This is a genomic window from Aequorivita iocasae (genome assembly GCF_016757735.1).
GTDB classification, from domain to species: Bacteria; Bacteroidota; Bacteroidia; order Flavobacteriales; family Flavobacteriaceae; genus Aequorivita; species Aequorivita iocasae.
Genome location: NZ_CP068439.1, coordinates 2176835 through 2196137 on the forward strand (window position 1 = coordinate 2176835; position 19303 = coordinate 2196137).

Genomic DNA, 19303 nt, shown 5'->3' on the forward strand with positions numbered 1-19303 from the left:
AAAGCATATTCAAAATAACAAATACATAGTTTAGTGTATTTTTGTACCACATTTTTCAACTATGTATAAAAGCGTCATTCGTCCATTGTTTTTCAGTTTCGATCCTGAGAAAATTCACTATTTTACATTTTCCTTGATTCGATTTTTTCATAAAATTGGATTCGGAAGTATTTTCAGAAGTATTTATAAAATAGAAAGCCCAAAACTGGAACGCGAACTTTTTGGACTGAAATTTTCAAACCCTGTGGGACTTGCCGCAGGTTTTGATAAAGATGCAAAGCTTTACAAAGAACTTTCAAATTTTGGTTTTGGTTTTATTGAAATAGGCACCGTTACACCAAAGCCGCAACCCGGGAACGACAAACCGCGCTTGTTTCGGTTAAAAGAAGATGCTGCAATTATAAACCGAATGGGTTTCAACAATGGCGGAGTAAAAGAAACAGTTGAAAGATTAAAGGGTAATGAAAAGGTTTTAATTGGCGGAAACATTGGTAAAAACAAAACCACTCCCAACGAGGAAGCGGTAAAAGATTATATAATCTGTTTTGAAGCGCTTTTTGATTATGTGAATTATTTTGTAGTAAACGTAAGCTCACCCAATACTCCAAACCTGCGCGCCTTGCAGGAAAAAAAGCCATTGACTGATTTGTTGAAAACGCTTCAGGACAGAAATAATTTAAAAGAAAAACGCAAACCAATTCTTTTAAAAATAGCTCCCGATTTGACCGATGAACAACTTTTGGATATCATTGAAATTGTGGAAACGACAAAAATTGACGGCGTTATCGCAACCAATACCACCATTTCCCGCGAAGGAATTTCTTCTGAAAGTAAAATGGAAATGGGTGGTTTAAGCGGAAAACCTTTAGCCAAGCGAGCGACGGAAGTAATCCGTTTTCTTTCAGAAAAGAGCAACAAAGCTTTCCCCATAATTGGTGTTGGCGGAATCCATTCTGCTGAAGATGCTTTGGAAAAACTTGATGCCGGGGCAAGTCTTGTACAACTTTACACAGGTTTTATTTATGAAGGTCCTGGACTTATTAAACAAATAAACAAAGCGATTTTAAAGCGAAAATGATTGAAACCCTAATTTCATTCTCCATCGCAACGCTTGCCTTGGCCATTTCTCCGGGTCCGGACAATATTTATGTGCTTACGCAATCGTTGGTTAATGGGACTAAAAGCGGTATTGCCACAACTGCGGGATTGATTAGTGGCTGTATCGTTCACACTACACTTTTGGCTTTTGGAATCTCGGCAATTATAACCGCTTCCGAAGAAATTTTCTACGGAATAAAAATTTTGGGTGCGTGCTATTTAATTTTTTTAGCCTATAAAGTCTATAAAAGTGATGAGCACATTTCGTTGACTGAAAATGCTCCGCAAAAATCATACTCGCAACTTTTTAAAACCGGTGTTATCATGAATTTGGTAAATCCTAAAGTGATGATTTTCTTTTTGGCCTTTTTTCCAGGTTTTCTGTGGAATGAAGGTGGAAACACAGTAATTCAGTTTTATATTTTGGGAATTACTTTTATGATTTTTTCCTTTATAACTTTTAGCGCAATTGCAATGGCTGCTGGGAAAATTTCAAAATTACTTTTGGAGTGGAAAAATATGGGAATAGTATTGAAATGGCTCCAAATTATTGTTTTTATAGGAATTGCTGTTTTTATATTATTACCGTAAAGCTTAATCCTTTTTTAAAATTGAAAGATTCCTGCCTTTGCAGGAATTGCTATCTTTGAAGCAATGCAGCAAGTAAAAATTATAGAATGTCCGCGCGATGCCATGCAAGGCATCAAAGACTGGATTCCCACATCTCAAAAAGTGCAATATATTCAATCGCTTTTGCGCTGTGGTTTTGATACCATTGATTTTGGAAGTTTTGTTTCACCAAAGGCGATTCCGCAAATGCGTGATACCGCCGAAGTACTTTCAAAGTTGGATCTTTCTACCACTAAAAGCAAATTACTTGCCATTATTGCGAATTTACGCGGAGCGGAAGATGCCGTAAGCCATTCAGAAATCAATTATTTGGGCTATCCTTTCTCCATTTCTGAAAACTTCCAGATGCGTAACACCCACAAAACCATTTCAGAATCCTTGGTGATACTTCAGGATATATTGAACCTTGCCGAAAAAAACAATAAAGAAGTGGTTGCCTATCTATCCATGGGCTTCGGAAATCCTTACGGTGACCCATGGAATGTTGAAATAGTAGGCGAGTGGACGGAGCGGCTTGCTGCTATGGGAGTGAAGATTCTTTCCCTCAGTGATACGGTAGGTTCTTCTACACCTGAGATAATTTCATATTTATTTACTAACTTAATAGCCAAATATCCCCATATAGAATTTGGCGCACATTTGCACACCACACCAAACGCTTGGCATGAAAAAATTGATGCAGCATATAAAGCTGGCTGCAGAAGATTTGATGGAGCCATTCAAGGTTTTGGCGGTTGCCCAATGGCAAAGGACGAATTAACGGGAAATATGCCTACCGAAAAAATGCTCAGCTATTTTACGGCTGAAAAAGTTTTAAGTAACATAAACCCAATGTCTTTTGAGAGTGCGCACAATGAAGCAACCAAAATTTTTACTAAATATCATTAAATGAAAAATTTTTTACTATTGGTTTTTGTGGGCTGTTTTTTTTCGAGCTGCCAAATCTTTCAACAAGTATATCCCGAAGACCCAATAAAAGGAGCGGGGGCCATTACCCTCAAATTTATTCAAATTAACGATGTATATGAAATTGCTCCCTTAAATGGGGGTGAATATGGTGGGCTGGCACGTGTGGCGCATATTCGTGATTCAATCAAGGAAAAATATCCAAATACCTTTTTATTCCTGGCCGGAGATTTTCTTAACCCTTCTCTAATTGGTTCTCTCACGATTGATGGCGAACGTGTAAATGGCAAACAGATGATAGACGTACTTAATGCAATGGATATTGATTTGGTAACCTTTGGTAACCATGAGTTTGATTTGAGTGAAAAAGACCTTCAAAAAAGATTAAATGAATCAAATTTTACCTGGACCACTGCTAATGTAAGGCACGTTACTGAAAAAGGACTTATGCCTTTTGCTACTAAGTGGGAATATTCTACAGTGCCCACATCAGATTTTTCCACCTTCAGCGCCACGGATGCGGATGGAAATATCATGAAATTTGGAGTTTTTGGCGTAACGCTTCCTTCAAACCCAAAAGCTTATGTTTCGTATGGCAATATTTATGAGAATGCAATTCGGGCGTATGACCTAGCCATTCAAAAAGCTGATTTTGTAGTTGGCCTTACACACGTTTCCCTAGATGAGGATAAGGAAATTGCCAAGCGACTGAGAGCACTACCTTTGATAATGGGTGGACATGAACACTATAATATGCTTATAAAAGAAGGGAAAACCATTATTTCCAAAGCAGATGCCAATGCTAAAAGTGTTTACGTACATACCCTCATCTATAACCTTCGTACAAAATATCTTCATATCAATTCTGAATTGATGATGGTAACAGATAAAATAGCATCTTCGGCCAAGGTGGAACGCGTAGTAAACAAATGGACCGAAATTTTGGACAAAAAGCTAAAAGAAGTGATAGAAAACCCCAGTGAGATAATATATAGAGCATCGGATCCATTGGATGGAACTGATACCTCCAACCGAAGCAAACAAACCAATATAGGTGAACTTATAACCCGCTCCATGGCATATGCCTATAATGATAAAGTGGACGGTGCTTTGGTAAACGGTGGCTCCATACGAATTGATGATAGATTGGTAGGCGATATTACCAGCGCAGATATATTTAGGGTACTTCCCTTTGGAGGAAGTGTTTTAAAAGTAGATTTAAAAGGAAGTTTATTAAAAGAAGTTTTGGAATACGGAAAATCACAAAGCGGTGAAGGCGCTTATCTTCAACGTTACAAATTTTCCCAGAACCAGAATGGGGAATGGCAAGTAAGCGATAAGCCAATAAGCGACAATAAAACATATACTGTAGCCTTCAGCGACTTTTTGCTGAAAGGTTTGGACATTCCTTTTTTAACTCCTGAAAATAAAGGCATTGTGAAGGTCTATACACCCGATGAAACTGAAAATGCCGCAGATATTCGGAAGGCAATTATTTTCTATTTAAATTCGCTAAAAAAATAATGATTAAAAAGATTGTAAAAATAATTTTGATTTTGCTGCTGATAGCTTTGGTTGCAATTCAATTTATTCGTCCCGAAAAAAATAACGGAGGTTATGAAAGCGTTGCTGCTTTTGAAGCCGAAACCAAGCCTTCTGCAAAAGTTGCAATCATATTAAAAGACAATTGCTACGACTGCCACAGCAATCAAACCCAATATCCATGGTATGCAGAGATCGCGCCCTTTTCACTGTGGCTTGATGAACATATTGAGCACGGGAAAGAGCATTTCAATGTTTCTGAATGGAGCAAATACTCCATAAAAAAGAAAGAACACAAGTTAGAGGAACTGGTTGAAATGGTAGAGGATGATGAAATGCCCTTGAGGTCCTATACCATTATTCATGGTGATCTTTCCGAGGAAAATAAAAAGTTGCTGCTGCAATGGGCTGGGGTCGCTCGACTTCAATACAAACACCAATTGGAAGTTTCTTTAAACGAATAATTATTCCTATTAAATTTATTTAAATTAATTCTAAATAAACTTGTGAGGTTTATTACTGACTATTATTTTTGCGGCTGAAAAATCAATCTATCTTAATTCAGTCTAAATAATATTTAATGAAAAATCTACTTTCAGCCACACTAGTCATTTCAGCACTTTTTTTTGTTTCGTGTTCCTCTGACGACGATCAGCCAATAGTACAAAATACTGTTGAAGTTCCTTCAACTTATAAATTTATGCGCAATAGCGAGTCAACAGTTAACTTTGATGGCCAAACCACAAGAATTCTAATGGCGGGTGAAACTGCTAACGCTTTTACTGACTTTGACAATGCTACTGAAGCATCATTATTGGCAATGTTCAACCATCAAGCCGGAAACAATGATTTTACAGAAGCCGATTTAAATGCCTCAGATAAAAACCTTCGAAGCAAAACTGCAGCTTCCTATGATTATTTTTTTACTAATACTTCAGAAAGTGCCGAAATAAAAGCAACTTTTGAAAACTATATTTCTTCACAGGTAAATGAGGTTTTTCCAAATATTATGGTAGTTGCTACCCCTGGAACACCTGGACAGATTGCAGATGGCACTAGAACACGTTACGTGAGCGCGAAAGGTTTAGAATACAACCAGGCCTTTGCAAAAAGCCTTTTGGGTGCTGTAATGGCAGACCAAATACTTAATAACTATTTAAGTGCCGCTGTGCTTGATGATGGTAATAATCGTGAAAATAACGATAACGGTATTACTGAAGAAAACAAATCTTACACAACTATGGAGCACAAATGGGATGAGGCCTACGGTTACCTTTATGGAACCTCTGCAAATCCTGAAAACCCAAATCTAACCATAGGCGAAGACGACAAATTTTTAAATGAATATGTAGGCCGCGTTAACGATGACCCAGATTTTTCAACTATAGCCGCAGATATTTGGGATGCATTTAAACTGGGTCGTGCCGCAATTGTCGCAAAAAATTATGAAGTTCGCGATGAGCAGGTAGCTATAATCCGCGAGAAAATTTCTGAAGTAATTGCCGTTCGTGGTATTTATTACCTACAGGCCGGTAAAAATAAAATTGTTGACGGCGATCGTCAGGGCGCTTTCCACGCTTTATCTGAGGCCTATGGCTTCGTTTACAGTTTACGTTTTACAAGAAAATCAGATAACAGTACACCGCTTTTCACAAAAACTGAAGTGGATGCGCTATTGAATATGCTTATGAATTCTTCAAACAATGGCTTTTGGGATATTGCCCCAGAAACATTGGATGCAGTATCTGAAGCTATGGCTGCAAAGTTCGATTTTACCGTTTCAGAAGCGGCAAGTTTATAGTTTAATTGTGTTAGTAGCCAATCGGCCGTTATTGCTGGCCGGTTGGTTTTTTTTAATAAAAATACTTACGATGAAATTTTTAAAAATAGGAATCCTTTTAGCAATCGTAGCAGCATCAATTGCCGCATGTTCAAGCGATAGCGATAGCCCAGAAGAAACAAACGACACGTTTGACCGCGGCGCAATGCTTGCCAATTGGGCGGATAATATCATCATTCCCGCGTATAGCAGTTTCAATTCCAAAGTAGTTGAAATGGAGAGTGCAACAACTATTTTCAACGCAATGCCCACAGTTGAGAACCTACAATCGCTGCGCTCAGTCTGGAAAGAGGCTTATGTATCATTCCAGAATGTTTCTATGTTTGAAATTGGAAAAGCAGAGGAAGTACGTTTCCGAAACCGATTGAACGTTTATCCTACAAACGTTGCCCAGATTGAAGATTTTATCGCAACGGGAAATTATGATTTTGCGTTGCCTTCTACTATAGATAAGCAAGGGTTTCCAGCATTGGATTATATGCTGAATGGCCTTGCTGAAACCGATGCTGAAATTGTAACTTTTTACACTTTAAATTCCAATGCTGAAGGGTATAAAAACTATTTGAAAACCCTTTCCCAAACTATTTCAAGTTTGAGCAATGAGGTGCTTACAAGCTGGACGGGCGGTTACCGCGATACGTTTGTGGCAAATACAAGTTCATCAGCCTCCGGTGCTGTTGACAAACTTACCAATGATTATATCTTTTATTTCGAAAAAGCGCTTCGGGCCGGTAAAGTGGGTATTCCCGCAGGTATTTTTTCAAGCGGAACTTTGCCCCAAAACGTAGAGGCATTCTACAAAAAGGATATCTCAAAAGAACTTTTATTGGAAGCCATTGATGCTAGTGTAAATTTCTTTAACGGAAGAAGTTTTAATGGAAATTCCACTGGACAGAGTTTTAAAACATACTTGGATTACCTGAATACCATCAAAAATGGTGAAAACTTAAGTGCTTTAATAAACAATCAATTCGCGGTCGCAAAGAATAAAGCAAACGAGCTGAACGTTAATTTTATACAACAAATAGAAACTGACAATACAAAAATGCTAGCTTCCTATGACGAATTGCAACGGCTTGTTGTACTTATGAAGGTAGATATGGTACAAGCTTTTGATGTAACCATAGATTATGTTGACGCTGACGGGGACTAATGTTAGCGGCAGTTCAAAAATATTTCAAGAAAGACACACAGGCCGCACCACTTGCAGTCTTTCGTGTTCTTTTTGGATTTATGATGTTTTTGAGTATCGTCCGTTTTTGGATGAATGGTTGGATTGAAAAACTTTACATCCAACCAAAATTTTTCTTCAGTTATTACGGTTTTGAATGGGTTAAGCCTATTGGCGATTATACCTATCTTCTTTTTATAATTTGTGGAATTGCTGCGCTTTTTGTGGCTTTGGGCTACAAATATCGCATAGCGATTATTGTTTTCTTTTTAAGTTTCACTTATATCGAGTTGATGGACAAGACCACCTATCTTAACCATTATTATTTTATAAGCTGCGTAGGGTTTTTAATGATTTTTCTTCCCGCAAACGCATATTTTTCTATAGATGCTTATAAAAATCCAAACAAAGCATTTCAATTGGTTCCACAATGGACCATAGATAGCATCAAACTAATGTTGGGCATCGTCTATTTTTATGCAGGCTTGGCAAAACTGAACAGCGATTGGCTGTTTAAGGCCATGCCTTTAAAAATCTGGCTCCCCTCAAAATACGATCTTCCTTTTCTGGGAGATTTAATGCAGCAATCCTGGGTGCATTATACTTTCAGTTGGAGTGGCGCCCTGTATGATCTGGCCATTCCATTTTTATTGCTATATAAACGTACACGCTGGTTTGCCTTTGCTTTAGTTGTAATTTTTCACGTGATAACGCGGATATTGTTTCCTATTGGGATGTTTCCGTATATAATGATTGTTAGCACACTTATCTTTTTTGGCACGGGCTTTCACAGAAAAATAATCCGTTTTATTTCGAAATTATTGCGAATTGATTATTCCAAAATGGTCGCTCTTACGCAAACAAAGAAATACCGTTTCAAAAGAAATATTGCCTTGCCGATTCTTGCCGTGTTTTTTGTATTTCAGCTAGTGTTTCCGTGGCGCTATTTGGCGTACCCCAACGAGCTTTTTTGGACAGAGGAAGGCTATCGATTTTCTTGGCGGGTTATGTTGATGGAGAAAGCGGGCTATGCGCAATTCAAAATAAAAAATACAGAAACCGGGGAGCAATTTTTAGTGGATAACACAGATTTTTTGACGCCCTTCCAAGAAAAACAGATGAGCACCCAGCCAGATTTTATACTGCAATACGCACATTTTTTAGGAGAACATTTTGAAGCACAAGGTCACGAAAATATAGCTGTGTATGCAGAAAGTTATGTAGCACTCAACGGTAGGTTGAGCCAGCCCTACGTTGACCCAAATGTAGATTTGATGAAACAACGGGAATCTTTCCGTAGAAAGGATTGGATTTTACCATTTAACGATACCATTAAAGGACTTTAAAATAATACAATGTTGAAAAACGCCCTCTTTTTATTTTTTCTTTTTTTGAACTTTTCAGTAGTTGCACAATTTTCAATTTCTGGAAAAGTAATTTCAAAAGAAACCCAAGCCCCGATAGCCTACGCCGAAGTTTATATTTTGGATCTTGGAAAATCTAAAGTAAGCGATGTAGACGGAAATTTTGAATTTTCCGATATTCCTGCAGGCACTTATGAGTTTGCGGTCTTTAATCTGGAATATGAAGTATTGAAAAAACAGTTTACTATTTCAGAAAACACAGCGATAAATTTTGAATTGGAACTGCTGGGCGAGCAGCTTTCCGAAGTACGGATCACAAAACGTAAAGAGGAAATTTTCGCTTTGCGGAATTTAAAACAGGTGGAAGGCACGGCCATTTACGCTGGAAAAAAGAGCGAAGTGGTTGTGATGGACAACTTGACTACAAATACTGCCACCAACAATGCACGACAGATTTATGCGCAGGTTGTAGGGTTGAATATTTATGAAAACAACGACGGTGGCTTACAGTTGAACATTGGCGGTCGTGGTTTGAACCCAAACAGAACCGCAAATTTCAACACACGCCAAAACGGTTATGATATTTCAGCAGATGTTTTGGGCTATCCCGAAAGTTACTACACTCCGCCCGCCGATGCCATTAGCGAGATTGAAGTGGTTCGTGGCGCGGCTTCGCTTCAGTACGGAACGCAGTTTGGCGGATTGATAAATTTTAAGTTGCACCAACCCAAGCCGAAGAAAAAAATAGAATGGATTTCCCGACAATCCTTAGGTTCGTATAAACTTTTCAATAGTTTCAACAGTCTGAGTGGCACCGTGGGGAAGTTTGGCTATTACGCATATTACAACTTTAAAACGGGTGATGATTTCAGGCCCAATTCTGAATTTGATTCGCACAACGCCTACGCTCATTTGGAGTATAATTTTTCAGAAAAAACAACCCTCGCTTTTGAAATTAGCTATTTGAACTATTTAGCGCAACAACCGGGAGGACTTACGGATAAACAGTTTGAGGAAGACCCAACTTTCAGCAACCGGACGCGAAACTGGTTTAAGGTAGATTGGAAATTGTATTCGCTGCGTTTGGATCACAGTTTTTCGGAAAAAACAGATTTCAGCCTAAACCTTTTTGCACTGGATGCCTATAGAAAATCGGTTGGTTTCCGTGAAAACAGGGTTTCACAGCAGGATGATCTGGATGCGCCGCGTGAATTGATTTCAGGAAATTTCAACAATTGGGGCGCGGAAGCCAGACTTTTGACACATTATAATTTATTTGGAAACGAAAATGTAGTATTATTTGGCGGAAAATATTACCAATCAAACAATAGCGAACGCCAAGGGCCGGGAACCAACGGTAGTGACGCCAATTTTGAATTCGCTTCAGAAGAGTTTCCGAATTATCCGCGCCAAAGTGATTTTGAATTTCCAAACCTGAACTTTGCTGCCTTTGGGGAAAATATTTTTAACATTTCTTCCAAGTTTTCGGTTACGCCCGGTTTCCGTTTTGAATATATTAAAACGCAAAGTGAAGGAGAGTTCAAAAAGATAAATTTCGACATTGCAGGCAATCCAATTCTGAACGAGGATATTGCGGACAACCGCGAGTTTGATCGTGCATTTGTGCTTTTGGGAGTAGGGTTGAGTTACAAACCCGTGAAATCTATGGAAGTTTATGGGAACGTGAGCCAAAACTACCGTTCGGTTACTTTTAATGATATTAGAATTACCAATCCTTCTTTGGTTGTCGATCCAAATATTACTGACGAGGAGGGCTATACTTTTGATTTGGGCGCACGCGGAAGGTTTGGCAAATACCTTTCGTATGATATCGGTGGTTTTTACCTGAGCTATCAAGATAGGTTAGGGGTGATCGTGCGCGAGGTGAGCGATATTCAAGAGGAGCGTTTCCGCGGAAATATTGGCGATGCGGTTACCTATGGTTTGGAAAGTTTTGTGGATTGGAACATTATGGAAACTCTTTCAGCCAATAGAAATTTTAGGATGAATTATTTTGTGAACCTCGCATTAACCGATAGTGAATACACTTCTTCCGAAGAAAATAATGTGGAAGGCAAGAAAGTAGAATTTATTCCTGCAATCAATTTAAAAACCGGGCTGGGCTTTGGTTACAAAAACTTTTTGGGAAGCCTGCAATATACGTATTTGAGTAAGCAGTTTACAGATGCCACAAATAGCAAGCGCGATTTTGAAAGCCAGAGTGGCATTGTGGGCGAAATCCCTGCTTATGATATTTTGGATCTTTCCTTGGCATACACTTTTGGTCGTTTTAAACTGGAAGGCGGTATTAATAATGTTTTGGATAACAGTTATTTTACGCGAAGAGCTACCGGGTATCCTGGTCCGGGAATCCTTCCCAGCCAGCCACGTACTTGGTATGCGACGCTGCAGATAAAGTTATAATTGAAAATGACAGCGAGATTTTTAAACATATCTCTATATTTTTAATAGTTGCAGGATAATTCACAATTCTTAATTCAAAATTCTGAATTAAAAGATGTACATTTGCACGCAATTAATCCATAACCACTTTCGCTCTTTCGGAAGTTAATTTAATTGCAATGACCGCACACGACAACAAGATTCTTGGGGAAGGCCTTACTTACGATGACGTACTTTTGGTGCCTGCCTATTCCGAAATTTTACCGCGCGAAGTTTCCATCGCCACAAAATTTTCACGAAATATTACATTGAACGTCCCCATCGTTTCTGCAGCGATGGATACCGTTACCGAAAGCGCCATGGCCATTGCTATTGCCCGCGAAGGCGGTATTGGTGTGCTTCACAAAAACATGACTATTGAAGAACAGGCTGCCGAAGTACGAAAAGTGAAGCGTGCCGAAAGCGGCATGATAATCGATCCAGTTACTTTAAAGAAAACTGCAACTGTAGGTGATGCCCAAAAGACGATGCGCGAGTACAGTATTGGTGGAATCCCCATTACGGATGATGCTGGAAAACTTATAGGAATTGTAACAAACCGCGATCTTCGTTTTGAAAAGAATTTAAAGCGAGAATTGAGTGAAGTTATGACTTCCGAAAATTTAGTGACTGTTGCTCAGGGAACATCCTTAAAGGAAGCTGAGATAATTCTTCAGCAAAATAAAATTGAAAAGTTACCTGTAGTGAGCGATGACGGAAAATTGTTGGGGCTTATTACATTTCGAGATATAACAAAACTTACCCAAAAACCTATAGCTAACAAAGATAAATTTGGAAGGCTACGCGTTGCCGCAGCATTAGGGGTTACAGCAGATGCAGTGCAAAGAGCAGAAGCTTTGGTAAATGCACAGATTGACGCTGTAATTATTGATACTGCCCACGGACATACAAAAGGAGTTGTTGAAGTTTTAAAACAAGTAAAACAAAAATTTCCGGATTTAGACGTAGTAGTTGGGAATATTGCCACAGCTGATGCTGCAAAATATTTAGTCGATGCAGGTGCCGATGCCGTAAAAGTTGGAATTGGTCCTGGCTCAATTTGTACCACTCGTGTGGTGGCGGGAGTTGGGTTTCCACAGTTTTCTGCGGTGCTGGAAGTTGCCGCGGCTATTAAAGGTAGCGGTGTGCCCGTGATTGCGGATGGTGGAATTCGCTACACAGGCGATATTCCAAAAGCGATTGCTGCTGGCGCAGATTGTGTTATGCTCGGGTCGCTATTGGCAGGAACAAAGGAATCTCCCGGAGAAACGATTATTTATGAAGGAAGGAAATTTAAATCATACCGCGGTATGGGTTCTGTGGAAGCGATGAAACAAGGCTCCAAGGATCGTTACTTCCAAGATGTGGAGGATGATATCAAAAAACTGGTTCCGGAAGGTATTGTGGGCCGTGTACCGTACAAAGGTGAATTAGTGGAAAGTATGACGCAATTCATCGGCGGCTTGCGGGCTGGAATGGGTTATTGTGGCTCCAAGGATATTGAGACTTTAAAAGAGAATGGCAAGTTTGTAAAAATAACCTTTTCAGGAATTGCGGAAAGTCATCCACACGATGTAACTATTACGAAAGAGGCGCCAAACTATAGTAGATAGCGTTTTAAGAATTAAATAATCTTTTGAAAAAGCATGGGAGTTTTCCTATGCTTTTTTATGATAGAGAGTTTTGCAATTGTTTAAAATAATTGATAATTGTTTCCCATGGAGAGCTTTCTTTTTTCTTCAATTGCACCTTATGAATTTCAAAATGTAGTTTATTGATAAATAGATGTATAAAAAAAACGTGGAACTTTCAAAGTACCACGTTTCTATCTAAAAAAATTATGCTTTATTTTCCTTCTTCTGCTGTAATTGTAATTCCCAACTCGGTAATGATTGGCAGCGTAAGGTCGTAATTAGGGTCTAAATAAACCATATCTGTGGAGGTCTGCATTACTTGGGTGTAATTTTGCGCTTTAGCTACTTTATCCAATGCTTCTCCGATTTTCTTATAGAGTGGTTGTAAGTATTCTTGTTGTTTAATCTCCATAAGCTTGGCGCCGTTCTGCTGAAATTTTTGGATATCGGCCTCTAGCGTTAAAAGTTCGGTTTGTTTTGTTTTTTTTACTTCAGGAGTAAATGTAGCTTCGCCAGCTTTATATGCTTCTGCCAACTTTTTGTATTCGTCCACTTTTTTGTTAAGGTCAATGTCCAATTGCTTCCCATAGGTTTCCAATTGGGTCTGTACGGTTGTCATTTCGGGCATTTTGGAAAGTATGTAATCTATATCTACGGCCCCAACCTTGCTTTGTCCGAAAGTGGTAAGACCAATAAAGAATACGGCAATTTTTAGAAATTTCATTTTATTATATTTTAAAATTTAGGAGCGCAATATTACTATAAATATTGCAATTATACAGGCAGTTACGCTATTGATTGTAAAAAAATGTGTGCACAAACTTTAGATCCCTTTGTGCACTATTCATCATAAAGTTGTCCTCGGGTAGGTTTTAAGATTTGCCGGAGTGTATCCATCTGGCTTTTTTCAACAACCATAAATGCGGTGTGGTGCATATTGGTAATTTCTTCGTTTCCTGTTAAGGCGTTCTTTAGGTTTTCAGTTTCGGCAAATTCACTAAGATGCTTTGCGTGGTGTGTGGCAATATGTTTTGCATTTGGCCCTCTGAAATCCCATATAAGTTTCACTTTTTCAGTCATTTGTGTTTTCTTGAAAAGAAATATTTCTTCAAAACGGAGGCAATATTTTCTTTATTATAAAAATCTACCGCAATGTACGGGTTTCTGTGAAAATTAATAAAACCACAAAACACTATAATTATATTAAATTCGTTTGCATCTCTGATGTGTGTTACCACAGTTTTTTTGCTATTTTTGCCACGCTTCAATAAAAATAAATATTCAAAAAATGATGAAAAACCTTATTTCCGTATTCATTTTAGCACTAATGTGCGCCACTGCCGTTTTCTCGCAAAACAAAAAAGAGGTATTGATGACCATTGATGGCAGCCCAGTGTACGCCAAAGAGTTCAAAAGGGTGTACAACAAAAATCTCAATTTGGTCCAGGACGAATCACAAAAGGATATTGACTCATATTTGAATCTATTTATAGATTACAAATTGAAAATTGCCGAGGCAGAATCACAAGGACTTGCCGATAGACCATCTTATCAAAATGAGCTTTCACGCTACCGCGACCAGCTCTCCAGAAATTATCTTTTTGAAGACAAAGTGACCGAAACCTTAGCTAGGGAAGCTTATGAACGTGGAAAAGAGGAAATTAATGCTTCGCATATTTTAATAAGAGTAGATTATGAAGCTATGCCGCAAGACACCCTGGCAGCGTATAAAAAAATAAAGTCTATACGCGAAAGAGCACTTAAGGGAGAAGATTTTGCCAAGCTTGCGCAAACCCTTTCCGAAGAACCCGGTGCCAAGGACTCTGAAGGTAATTTAGGCTATTTTTCAGTATTCTCAATGGTATATCCTTTTGAAACCGCTGCATATAATACCAAAGTAGGGGAGATTTCAGAAATTATACGCACCCGCTTTGGGTACCATATTTTGAAGGTACACGATAGAAGAACCAAAATGCCCAAGATTTCGGTTTCGCACATAATGATTTCCGATAAAAAAGGACCCCGTGATTTTGATCCGGAACAACGCATAAACGAGCTATATACTATGGCTAAGCAAGGGGAATCTTTTGAAAACCTCGCCAAGCAATTCTCTGATGATAAAAACTCTGCGATACAGGGCGGTAAGCTCAAGCCTTTTTCCAAAGGCGATCTTAGAGCCCCAGAATTCGAAAATGCCGCCTATGAACTTAATAATGTAGGTGAAATAAGCAAGCCCATAAAAACCGATTTTGGCTGGCACATTATTCGCTTAGATGAAAAACTGGCAATGGAAACCTTTGAAGCCCAAAGGGAAGAGCTTGAAAAGAAAGCTGGCGAAGGTGACCGTTCTAAGGTTGTTACCAATGCAATCAACAAAAAAATAAAAGAAAAGTACGGTTTTAAAAAAGGAGAAAGCTATTTGCCCTATTTTGATACTTTTGTTAGTGATGATGTTTTGGGAAGAGGCTGGGCAAGACCTCCTGTACCTGCTGAAGAGGATAAGGTTCTTTTCACCATTGGTGATAAGGAGGCGACTTTTACAGAATTTGCCACGTTTATAGCGGGACGCCAAAAAACAACCAGACCCTTTAAACAAAAGGAATCTTTGCTGGTAGCCTTTTATGATGAATTTGAAACCGAAGTGCTTAAGGACTATTTTAAAATGGCACTTGAAGGTGAAAATGAAGATTATGCGGCCATAGTTGCTGAATACCGTGACGGTCTTTTAATTTTTGATGTGATGGAAAAAAATGTTTGGGACAAAGCAAAAACCGATTCTATTGGTCTTCAAAATTTTTATAACAAGACAAAACAGAATTACCAATGGAAGCAACGCGTAGATGCAGATTTCTATTCTGCTACCAACGAAACTTTTGCACAGCAAGTACAAAGCATGCTTGCCGAAGGTAAAACCTCCGAAGAAATTAAGGCAGCAGTGAATACAGAAGGTAAAGTAAATGTAATGGTTACCCCAGGAATTTTTGAGATTGATGATGAAAAACTTCCAAAAAACATGGAAATTAAAGAAGGGATCTCTACCATTTTCAAAAGCAATGATTCCTCGGTTATTGTGAATGTAAAGCAGGTTATAGCCCCGGGATTAAAATCACTCGATGAGGTTAAAGGAAGAGTATTGAGTGATTATCAAAACGAACTCGAGAAGAATTGGATGGAGAGTCTTCATAAAAAATATAAAGTTGAGGTAAATAAAAAAGCTTTAAAACGAGTAAAAAAAGACCTTAAGTGATAAACCGAATTTTTCATATCATACTTATAAGTACTTTTATTACTTCCTGTGATTATTTTAGACAGGAAACAAACGAAAATGCAATTGCCAGAGTTAACAATACGTATTTATACGAAGCTGATATCCAAAAATTGATTTCTGAAGATATTTCTTCTGAAGACAGTACCTTAATAGTAAACAACTACATTAACAGGTGGGCAACCCAGCAGTTACTGATAGACCAAGCAAAAATCAATCTTTCCCCAGACAAGCTTGAGCAATATAACAAACTGGTAAAGGAATATCAAAATGATTTGTTGACCGAAGCGTATAAAAACGTTATTGTTGGCAAGCAATTGGACAGTGTAATATCAGAACAGGAATTTCAGGAGTATTATGAGAACAATAAAGATAATTTCAAATTAAAGGATTTTCTTGTAAAACTACGTTATGTGCAACTTCCGGTAAACTATGATGGCCTTTCCGCTGTTCGTGAAAAATTAAACCGCTACAATGAGAAGGATAGAAAATCGCTAAACAGCCAAGATTATCAATTTATATCCTCAAATTTTAATGATTCTGTTTGGATAAAAAAAGAAGTTTTAACACAGGCATTGCCCATCATCAGGGGCGCCAATGAACAAGTGTTAAAAAAATCCAATTTTGCACAACTGCAAGATTCATTAGGAGTATATTTGATGAAAATTGAAAATGTGCTCAATCCCAATGATACCGCACCACTTTCCTATGTTAAGCCTACTTTGAGGCAAATTATCCTAAACAAACGAAAGCTTGAACTTATAAAAAAACTTGAAACAGATATTACAAAAGATGCTATTGAAACAAACAATTTTGAAATCTATAAAAATGAATAAATTCTTATTCGTAATACTATTTTCCACAACAGTGCTACAAGCACAAATCGTTGTAGAGCCAGACAGTAGCGGTGTAGTTAAAAGCAACGATTCTTTGGTGGTACAGCAAACCGAAAAACGCGACACACTGAAACTTTTTAAAAGATATAAAGCAGAAGGTGTAAGTGCAGTGGTGGGAGAATACGTTATTTTGGATAGCGATATTGACAAGGCCTATGTAGAAATGCAATCACAGGGAATGTCCATTGAAGATATTACCCGCTGCCAATTGATGGGCAAATTGATGGAAGACAAGCTCTATGCGCACCAAGCCAAACAGGACAGTATTTTAGTTCCCGATGCTGAAATAAACGGGATGATAGATCAACAACTACAATATATGGTGAGCGAACTGGGCAGTGAGGAAAAAGTAGCCGAATATTACCGAAAAGACAATATTGCCCAACTTAGGAAAGATCTTTTTGAGGCTAATAAAAGCATCAAATTAGCCAGTTTAATGCAGCAAAAAGTAATTGAAAAAGTTGAAGTAACTCCAGAGGAAGTTAGAACCTTCTTTTTTTCCATTCCAGAAGATGAGCGTCCGGTTTTTGGAGCTGAAATAGAAATCGCCCAAATAGTAATTGATCCCGAAATTACCAAACAAGCTATAGATGAGGTAATCGCAAAATTAAATGCAATTCGTGCAGATGTTTTGGACAATGGCGCAAGCTTTTCTACCAAAGCGGTTTTATATTCAAAAGATCCCGGTTCTTCTTCTAAAGGAGGGCTTTATACTGGGGTTAAAAGAGACTCCCCTTGGGCAAAAGAATTTAAGGATCAAGCTTTTTCTCTTTTGGAAGGTGAAATAAGCGAACCTTTTGAGACCGAATTTGGATGGCACATTCTTTATGTTGAAAAAATTCGCGGGCAAGAAGTTGACGTTCGCCATATTCTAATGTTTCCCGAAGTATCACAACAATCCATTGATGCTGCACAAAAAGAAATAGAGGATATTAAAGCCAAAATAAGCTCGGGTGAAATCACATTTGCCGAAGCTGCCCGAAAATTTTCTGATGATAAGGAAACAAGAAACAATGGAGGACAATTGATTAATCCAATAAATTTTGACACCAAGTTTGACCTTACCAAAATGGACCCGACACTTAGTGCCCAAGTGTATAATTTAAAAGAAGGGGAAGTTTCTGAAATTTTTACGGATCGTGACCGTACAGGGAAAAGTAGCCTCAAAATTCTTACCGTAACAAAAAAATATGCTGAGCACAAAGCTGATTATGCCAATGATTATGAGCGTATAAAACAACTGGCACTCCGTGAAAAACAAATTAAGGTAATAAACAAGTGGCAGAATGAGAAAATAAAAGATACGTATATTAGCATCAATCAAGATTACCAGGATTGTGAATTTGCTGGAAATTGGTCAAAAAAATAATAGAATAATATGTCAGACGTAGCAGCGGTAACACAACTGGTTTCAAAATACGACGCCCTCAAAAAAGAAATAAAGAAAGTAATAGTAGGTCAAGATGAAGTAGTTGAGCAGGTTTTGCTCGCTATCTTTTCAGGGGGCCATGCATTGCTTATCGGAGTTCCTGGGCTAGCTAAAACTTTATTGGTAAATACCGTTGCAGAAACTCTTGGTCTTAAATTCAAAAGAATCCAGTTTACGCCAGATTTGATGCCAAGCGATATTTTAGGTTCCGAAATTTTGGACCAAAACCGCGAGTTCAAATTCATAAAAGGACCCATTTTCGCCAATATCATCCTAGCTGATGAGATAAATAGAACACCGCCAAAAACTCAAGCAGCGTTGCTAGAGGCAATGCAGGAACGTGCTGTAACTGTGGCAGGCCATCACTACAAGTTGGATTTGCCATACTTTGTACTTGCAACCCAAAACCCAATAGAGCAAGAAGGAACCTATCCTTTACCTGAAGCACAGTTGGACCGTTTTATGTTTGCCATCAATCTTGAGTATCCTTCCTTTTCTGAGGAAGTTGAAGTGGTAAAGCAAACCACTACGGGCAAAATCCAAACTGTAAATGCACTCTTTACTGCGCAAGAAATTATTGATTTTCAACAATTGATAAGAAGAATTCCCGTAGCCGATAATGTTGTGGAATACGCAGTAACACTTGTAGGAAAATCACGTCCTAATAGCTCTACCGCCACAGATACAGTAAAAAACTATATTGATTGGGGCGCTGGCCCACGAGCCTCACAGAACCTAATTTTGGTAGCTAAAGCGAATGCTGCGCTTCACGGAAAGTTCTCTCCGGATATTGAGGATGTTCAGAAAGCCGCAATCGGAATACTTCGGCACAGATTGATAAAAAATTATAAGGCTGAAGCCGAAGGATTGAGTATTGAAGAAATAATCAAAAGCCTGTTTTAATTCAAATTTTATTCTTTCCTTTTGGAATTATAAAACAATCTTTTATAATATTCTGAATTTCTTAGTTTTTCATAGGTAATATTATCATATCAATAATTATATTCAATAATATTTAATATTTAATGAATTATGTTCATTAAATAAGCATTTTCATTAAATATTTTTTAAATATTCCAAATTTTT

16 protein-coding genes are annotated in these 19303 nt (G+C 38.1%); 14 read left to right on the forward strand and 2 right to left on the reverse strand.

Translation table 11 applies throughout. The features are described 5' to 3' along the window. Positions 1-61 precede the first annotated feature (61 nt). From JK629_RS09995 to guaB, 10 genes are all read left to right on the forward strand, one after another. Positions 62-1078 carry a quinone-dependent dihydroorotate dehydrogenase gene (locus JK629_RS09995; protein ID WP_202335487.1) on the forward strand — a complete coding sequence of 339 codons (1017 nt, stop codon included), beginning with the start codon at positions 62-64 and terminating at the stop codon, positions 1076-1078. Further along, positions 1075-1689: a LysE family translocator gene (locus JK629_RS10000; RefSeq protein ID WP_202335488.1), complete on the forward strand. Its 615-nt coding sequence runs from the start codon at positions 1075-1077 to the stop codon at positions 1687-1689. The genes JK629_RS09995 and JK629_RS10000 overlap by 4 nt, the downstream gene beginning before the upstream one ends. 63 nt (positions 1690-1752) lie before the next feature. Beyond that, positions 1753-2616 carry a hydroxymethylglutaryl-CoA lyase gene (locus JK629_RS10005; protein ID WP_202335489.1) on the forward strand — a complete coding sequence of 288 codons (864 nt, stop codon included), beginning with the start codon at positions 1753-1755 and terminating at the stop codon, positions 2614-2616. Further along, positions 2617-4158: a bifunctional metallophosphatase/5'-nucleotidase gene (locus JK629_RS10010; RefSeq protein ID WP_202335490.1), complete on the forward strand. Its 1542-nt coding sequence runs from the start codon at positions 2617-2619 to the stop codon at positions 4156-4158. It begins immediately after the preceding gene. Further along, complete coding sequence (locus JK629_RS10015; RefSeq protein WP_202335491.1) at positions 4158-4640, forward strand: heme-binding domain-containing protein; 483 nt, start codon at positions 4158-4160, stop codon at positions 4638-4640. The genes JK629_RS10010 and JK629_RS10015 overlap by 1 nt, the downstream gene beginning before the upstream one ends. Before the next feature lie 116 nt (positions 4641-4756). Then, positions 4757-5977 (forward strand): DUF4856 domain-containing protein, encoded by a 1221-nt coding sequence (locus JK629_RS10020; RefSeq protein ID WP_202335492.1) that lies wholly within the window; start codon positions 4757-4759, stop codon positions 5975-5977. Positions 5978-6047: 70 nt separating this feature from the next. Further along, entirely contained in the window at positions 6048-7169 is a 1122-nt protein-coding gene (locus JK629_RS10025; RefSeq protein ID WP_202335493.1) for an imelysin family protein, read from the forward strand. Then, entirely contained in the window at positions 7169-8533 is a 1365-nt protein-coding gene (locus JK629_RS10030) for an HTTM domain-containing protein (RefSeq protein ID WP_202335494.1), read from the forward strand. Before JK629_RS10025 ends, JK629_RS10030 begins: the two co-directional genes overlap by 1 nt. 9 nt (positions 8534-8542) lie before the next feature. Next, positions 8543-10975: a TonB-dependent receptor gene (locus JK629_RS10035; protein WP_202335495.1), complete on the forward strand. Its 2433-nt coding sequence runs from the start codon at positions 8543-8545 to the stop codon at positions 10973-10975. Between the two features lie 158 nt (positions 10976-11133). After that, entirely contained in the window at positions 11134-12606 is a 1473-nt protein-coding gene (guaB, locus tag JK629_RS10040) for an IMP dehydrogenase (RefSeq protein ID WP_202335496.1), read from the forward strand. A 232-nt stretch (positions 12607-12838) separates the two neighbouring features. Here guaB and JK629_RS10045 read toward each other — a convergent pair whose 3' ends face one another. Together JK629_RS10045 and JK629_RS10050 are read right to left on the reverse strand one after the other, a co-directional pair. Continuing rightward, positions 12839-13351: an OmpH family outer membrane protein gene (locus tag JK629_RS10045; protein WP_202335497.1), complete on the reverse strand. Its 513-nt coding sequence runs from the start codon at positions 13349-13351 to the stop codon at positions 12839-12841. Positions 13352-13467: 116 nt separating this feature from the next. Then, the gene (locus JK629_RS10050) at positions 13468-13707 is read right to left on the reverse strand and encodes a hypothetical protein (RefSeq protein ID WP_202335498.1); all 240 of its coding nucleotides are present in this window, start codon (positions 13705-13707) and stop codon (positions 13468-13470) included. A 208-nt stretch (positions 13708-13915) separates the two neighbouring features. Here JK629_RS10050 and JK629_RS10055 point away from each other — a divergent pair, with 208 nt between their 5' ends. The 4 genes from JK629_RS10055 to JK629_RS10070 are packed head-to-tail and all read left to right on the forward strand — an operon-like array spanning position 13916 to position 19120. Beyond that, positions 13916-15874 (forward strand): peptidylprolyl isomerase, encoded by a 1959-nt coding sequence (locus JK629_RS10055; RefSeq protein ID WP_202335499.1) that lies wholly within the window; start codon positions 13916-13918, stop codon positions 15872-15874. After that, on the forward strand, positions 15871-16728 hold the full coding sequence (locus JK629_RS10060) for a peptidyl-prolyl cis-trans isomerase (RefSeq protein WP_202335500.1): 858 nt from the start codon (positions 15871-15873) through the stop codon (positions 16726-16728). The genes JK629_RS10055 and JK629_RS10060 overlap by 4 nt, the downstream gene beginning before the upstream one ends. Further along, positions 16685-18157, forward strand: a complete 1473-nt coding sequence (locus JK629_RS10065) for a peptidylprolyl isomerase (RefSeq protein WP_202338042.1) — start codon at positions 16685-16687, stop codon at positions 18155-18157. The genes JK629_RS10060 and JK629_RS10065 overlap by 44 nt, the downstream gene beginning before the upstream one ends. Before the next feature lie 9 nt (positions 18158-18166). Next, entirely contained in the window at positions 18167-19120 is a 954-nt protein-coding gene (locus JK629_RS10070) for an AAA family ATPase (protein WP_202335501.1), read from the forward strand. The last annotated feature ends 183 nt before the right edge of the window (positions 19121-19303 follow it).

What these genes read in the sequence shown, in the direction of transcription:
- JK629_RS10010 (WP_202335490.1), top strand. Translation starts at nt 2,617, where the DNA reads ATGAAAAATTTTTTACTATTGGTTTTTGTGGGCTGTTTTTTTTCGAGC.
- JK629_RS10045 (WP_202335497.1), bottom strand. Translation starts at nt 13,351, where the DNA reads ATGAAATTTCTAAAAATTGCCGTATTCTTTATTGGTCTTACCACTTTC.
- guaB (WP_202335496.1), top strand. Translation starts at nt 11,134, where the DNA reads ATGACCGCACACGACAACAAGATTCTTGGGGAAGGCCTTACTTACGAT.
- JK629_RS10055 (WP_202335499.1), top strand. Translation starts at nt 13,916, where the DNA reads ATGATGAAAAACCTTATTTCCGTATTCATTTTAGCACTAATGTGCGCC.
- JK629_RS10070 (WP_202335501.1), top strand. Translation starts at nt 18,167, where the DNA reads ATGTCAGACGTAGCAGCGGTAACACAACTGGTTTCAAAATACGACGCC.
- JK629_RS10050 (WP_202335498.1), bottom strand. Translation starts at nt 13,707, where the DNA reads ATGACTGAAAAAGTGAAACTTATATGGGATTTCAGAGGGCCAAATGCA.
- JK629_RS10000 (WP_202335488.1), top strand. Translation starts at nt 1,075, where the DNA reads ATGATTGAAACCCTAATTTCATTCTCCATCGCAACGCTTGCCTTGGCC.
- JK629_RS10015 (WP_202335491.1), top strand. Translation starts at nt 4,158, where the DNA reads ATGATTAAAAAGATTGTAAAAATAATTTTGATTTTGCTGCTGATAGCT.
- JK629_RS10020 (WP_202335492.1), top strand. Translation starts at nt 4,757, where the DNA reads ATGAAAAATCTACTTTCAGCCACACTAGTCATTTCAGCACTTTTTTTT.
- JK629_RS10035 (WP_202335495.1), top strand. Translation starts at nt 8,543, where the DNA reads ATGTTGAAAAACGCCCTCTTTTTATTTTTTCTTTTTTTGAACTTTTCA.
- JK629_RS09995 (WP_202335487.1), top strand. Translation starts at nt 62, where the DNA reads ATGTATAAAAGCGTCATTCGTCCATTGTTTTTCAGTTTCGATCCTGAG.
- JK629_RS10065 (WP_202338042.1), top strand. Translation starts at nt 16,685, where the DNA reads ATGCTATTGAAACAAACAATTTTGAAATCTATAAAAATGAATAAATTC.
- JK629_RS10030 (WP_202335494.1), top strand. Translation starts at nt 7,169, where the DNA reads ATGTTAGCGGCAGTTCAAAAATATTTCAAGAAAGACACACAGGCCGCA.
- JK629_RS10005 (WP_202335489.1), top strand. Translation starts at nt 1,753, where the DNA reads ATGCAGCAAGTAAAAATTATAGAATGTCCGCGCGATGCCATGCAAGGC.
- JK629_RS10025 (WP_202335493.1), top strand. Translation starts at nt 6,048, where the DNA reads ATGAAATTTTTAAAAATAGGAATCCTTTTAGCAATCGTAGCAGCATCA.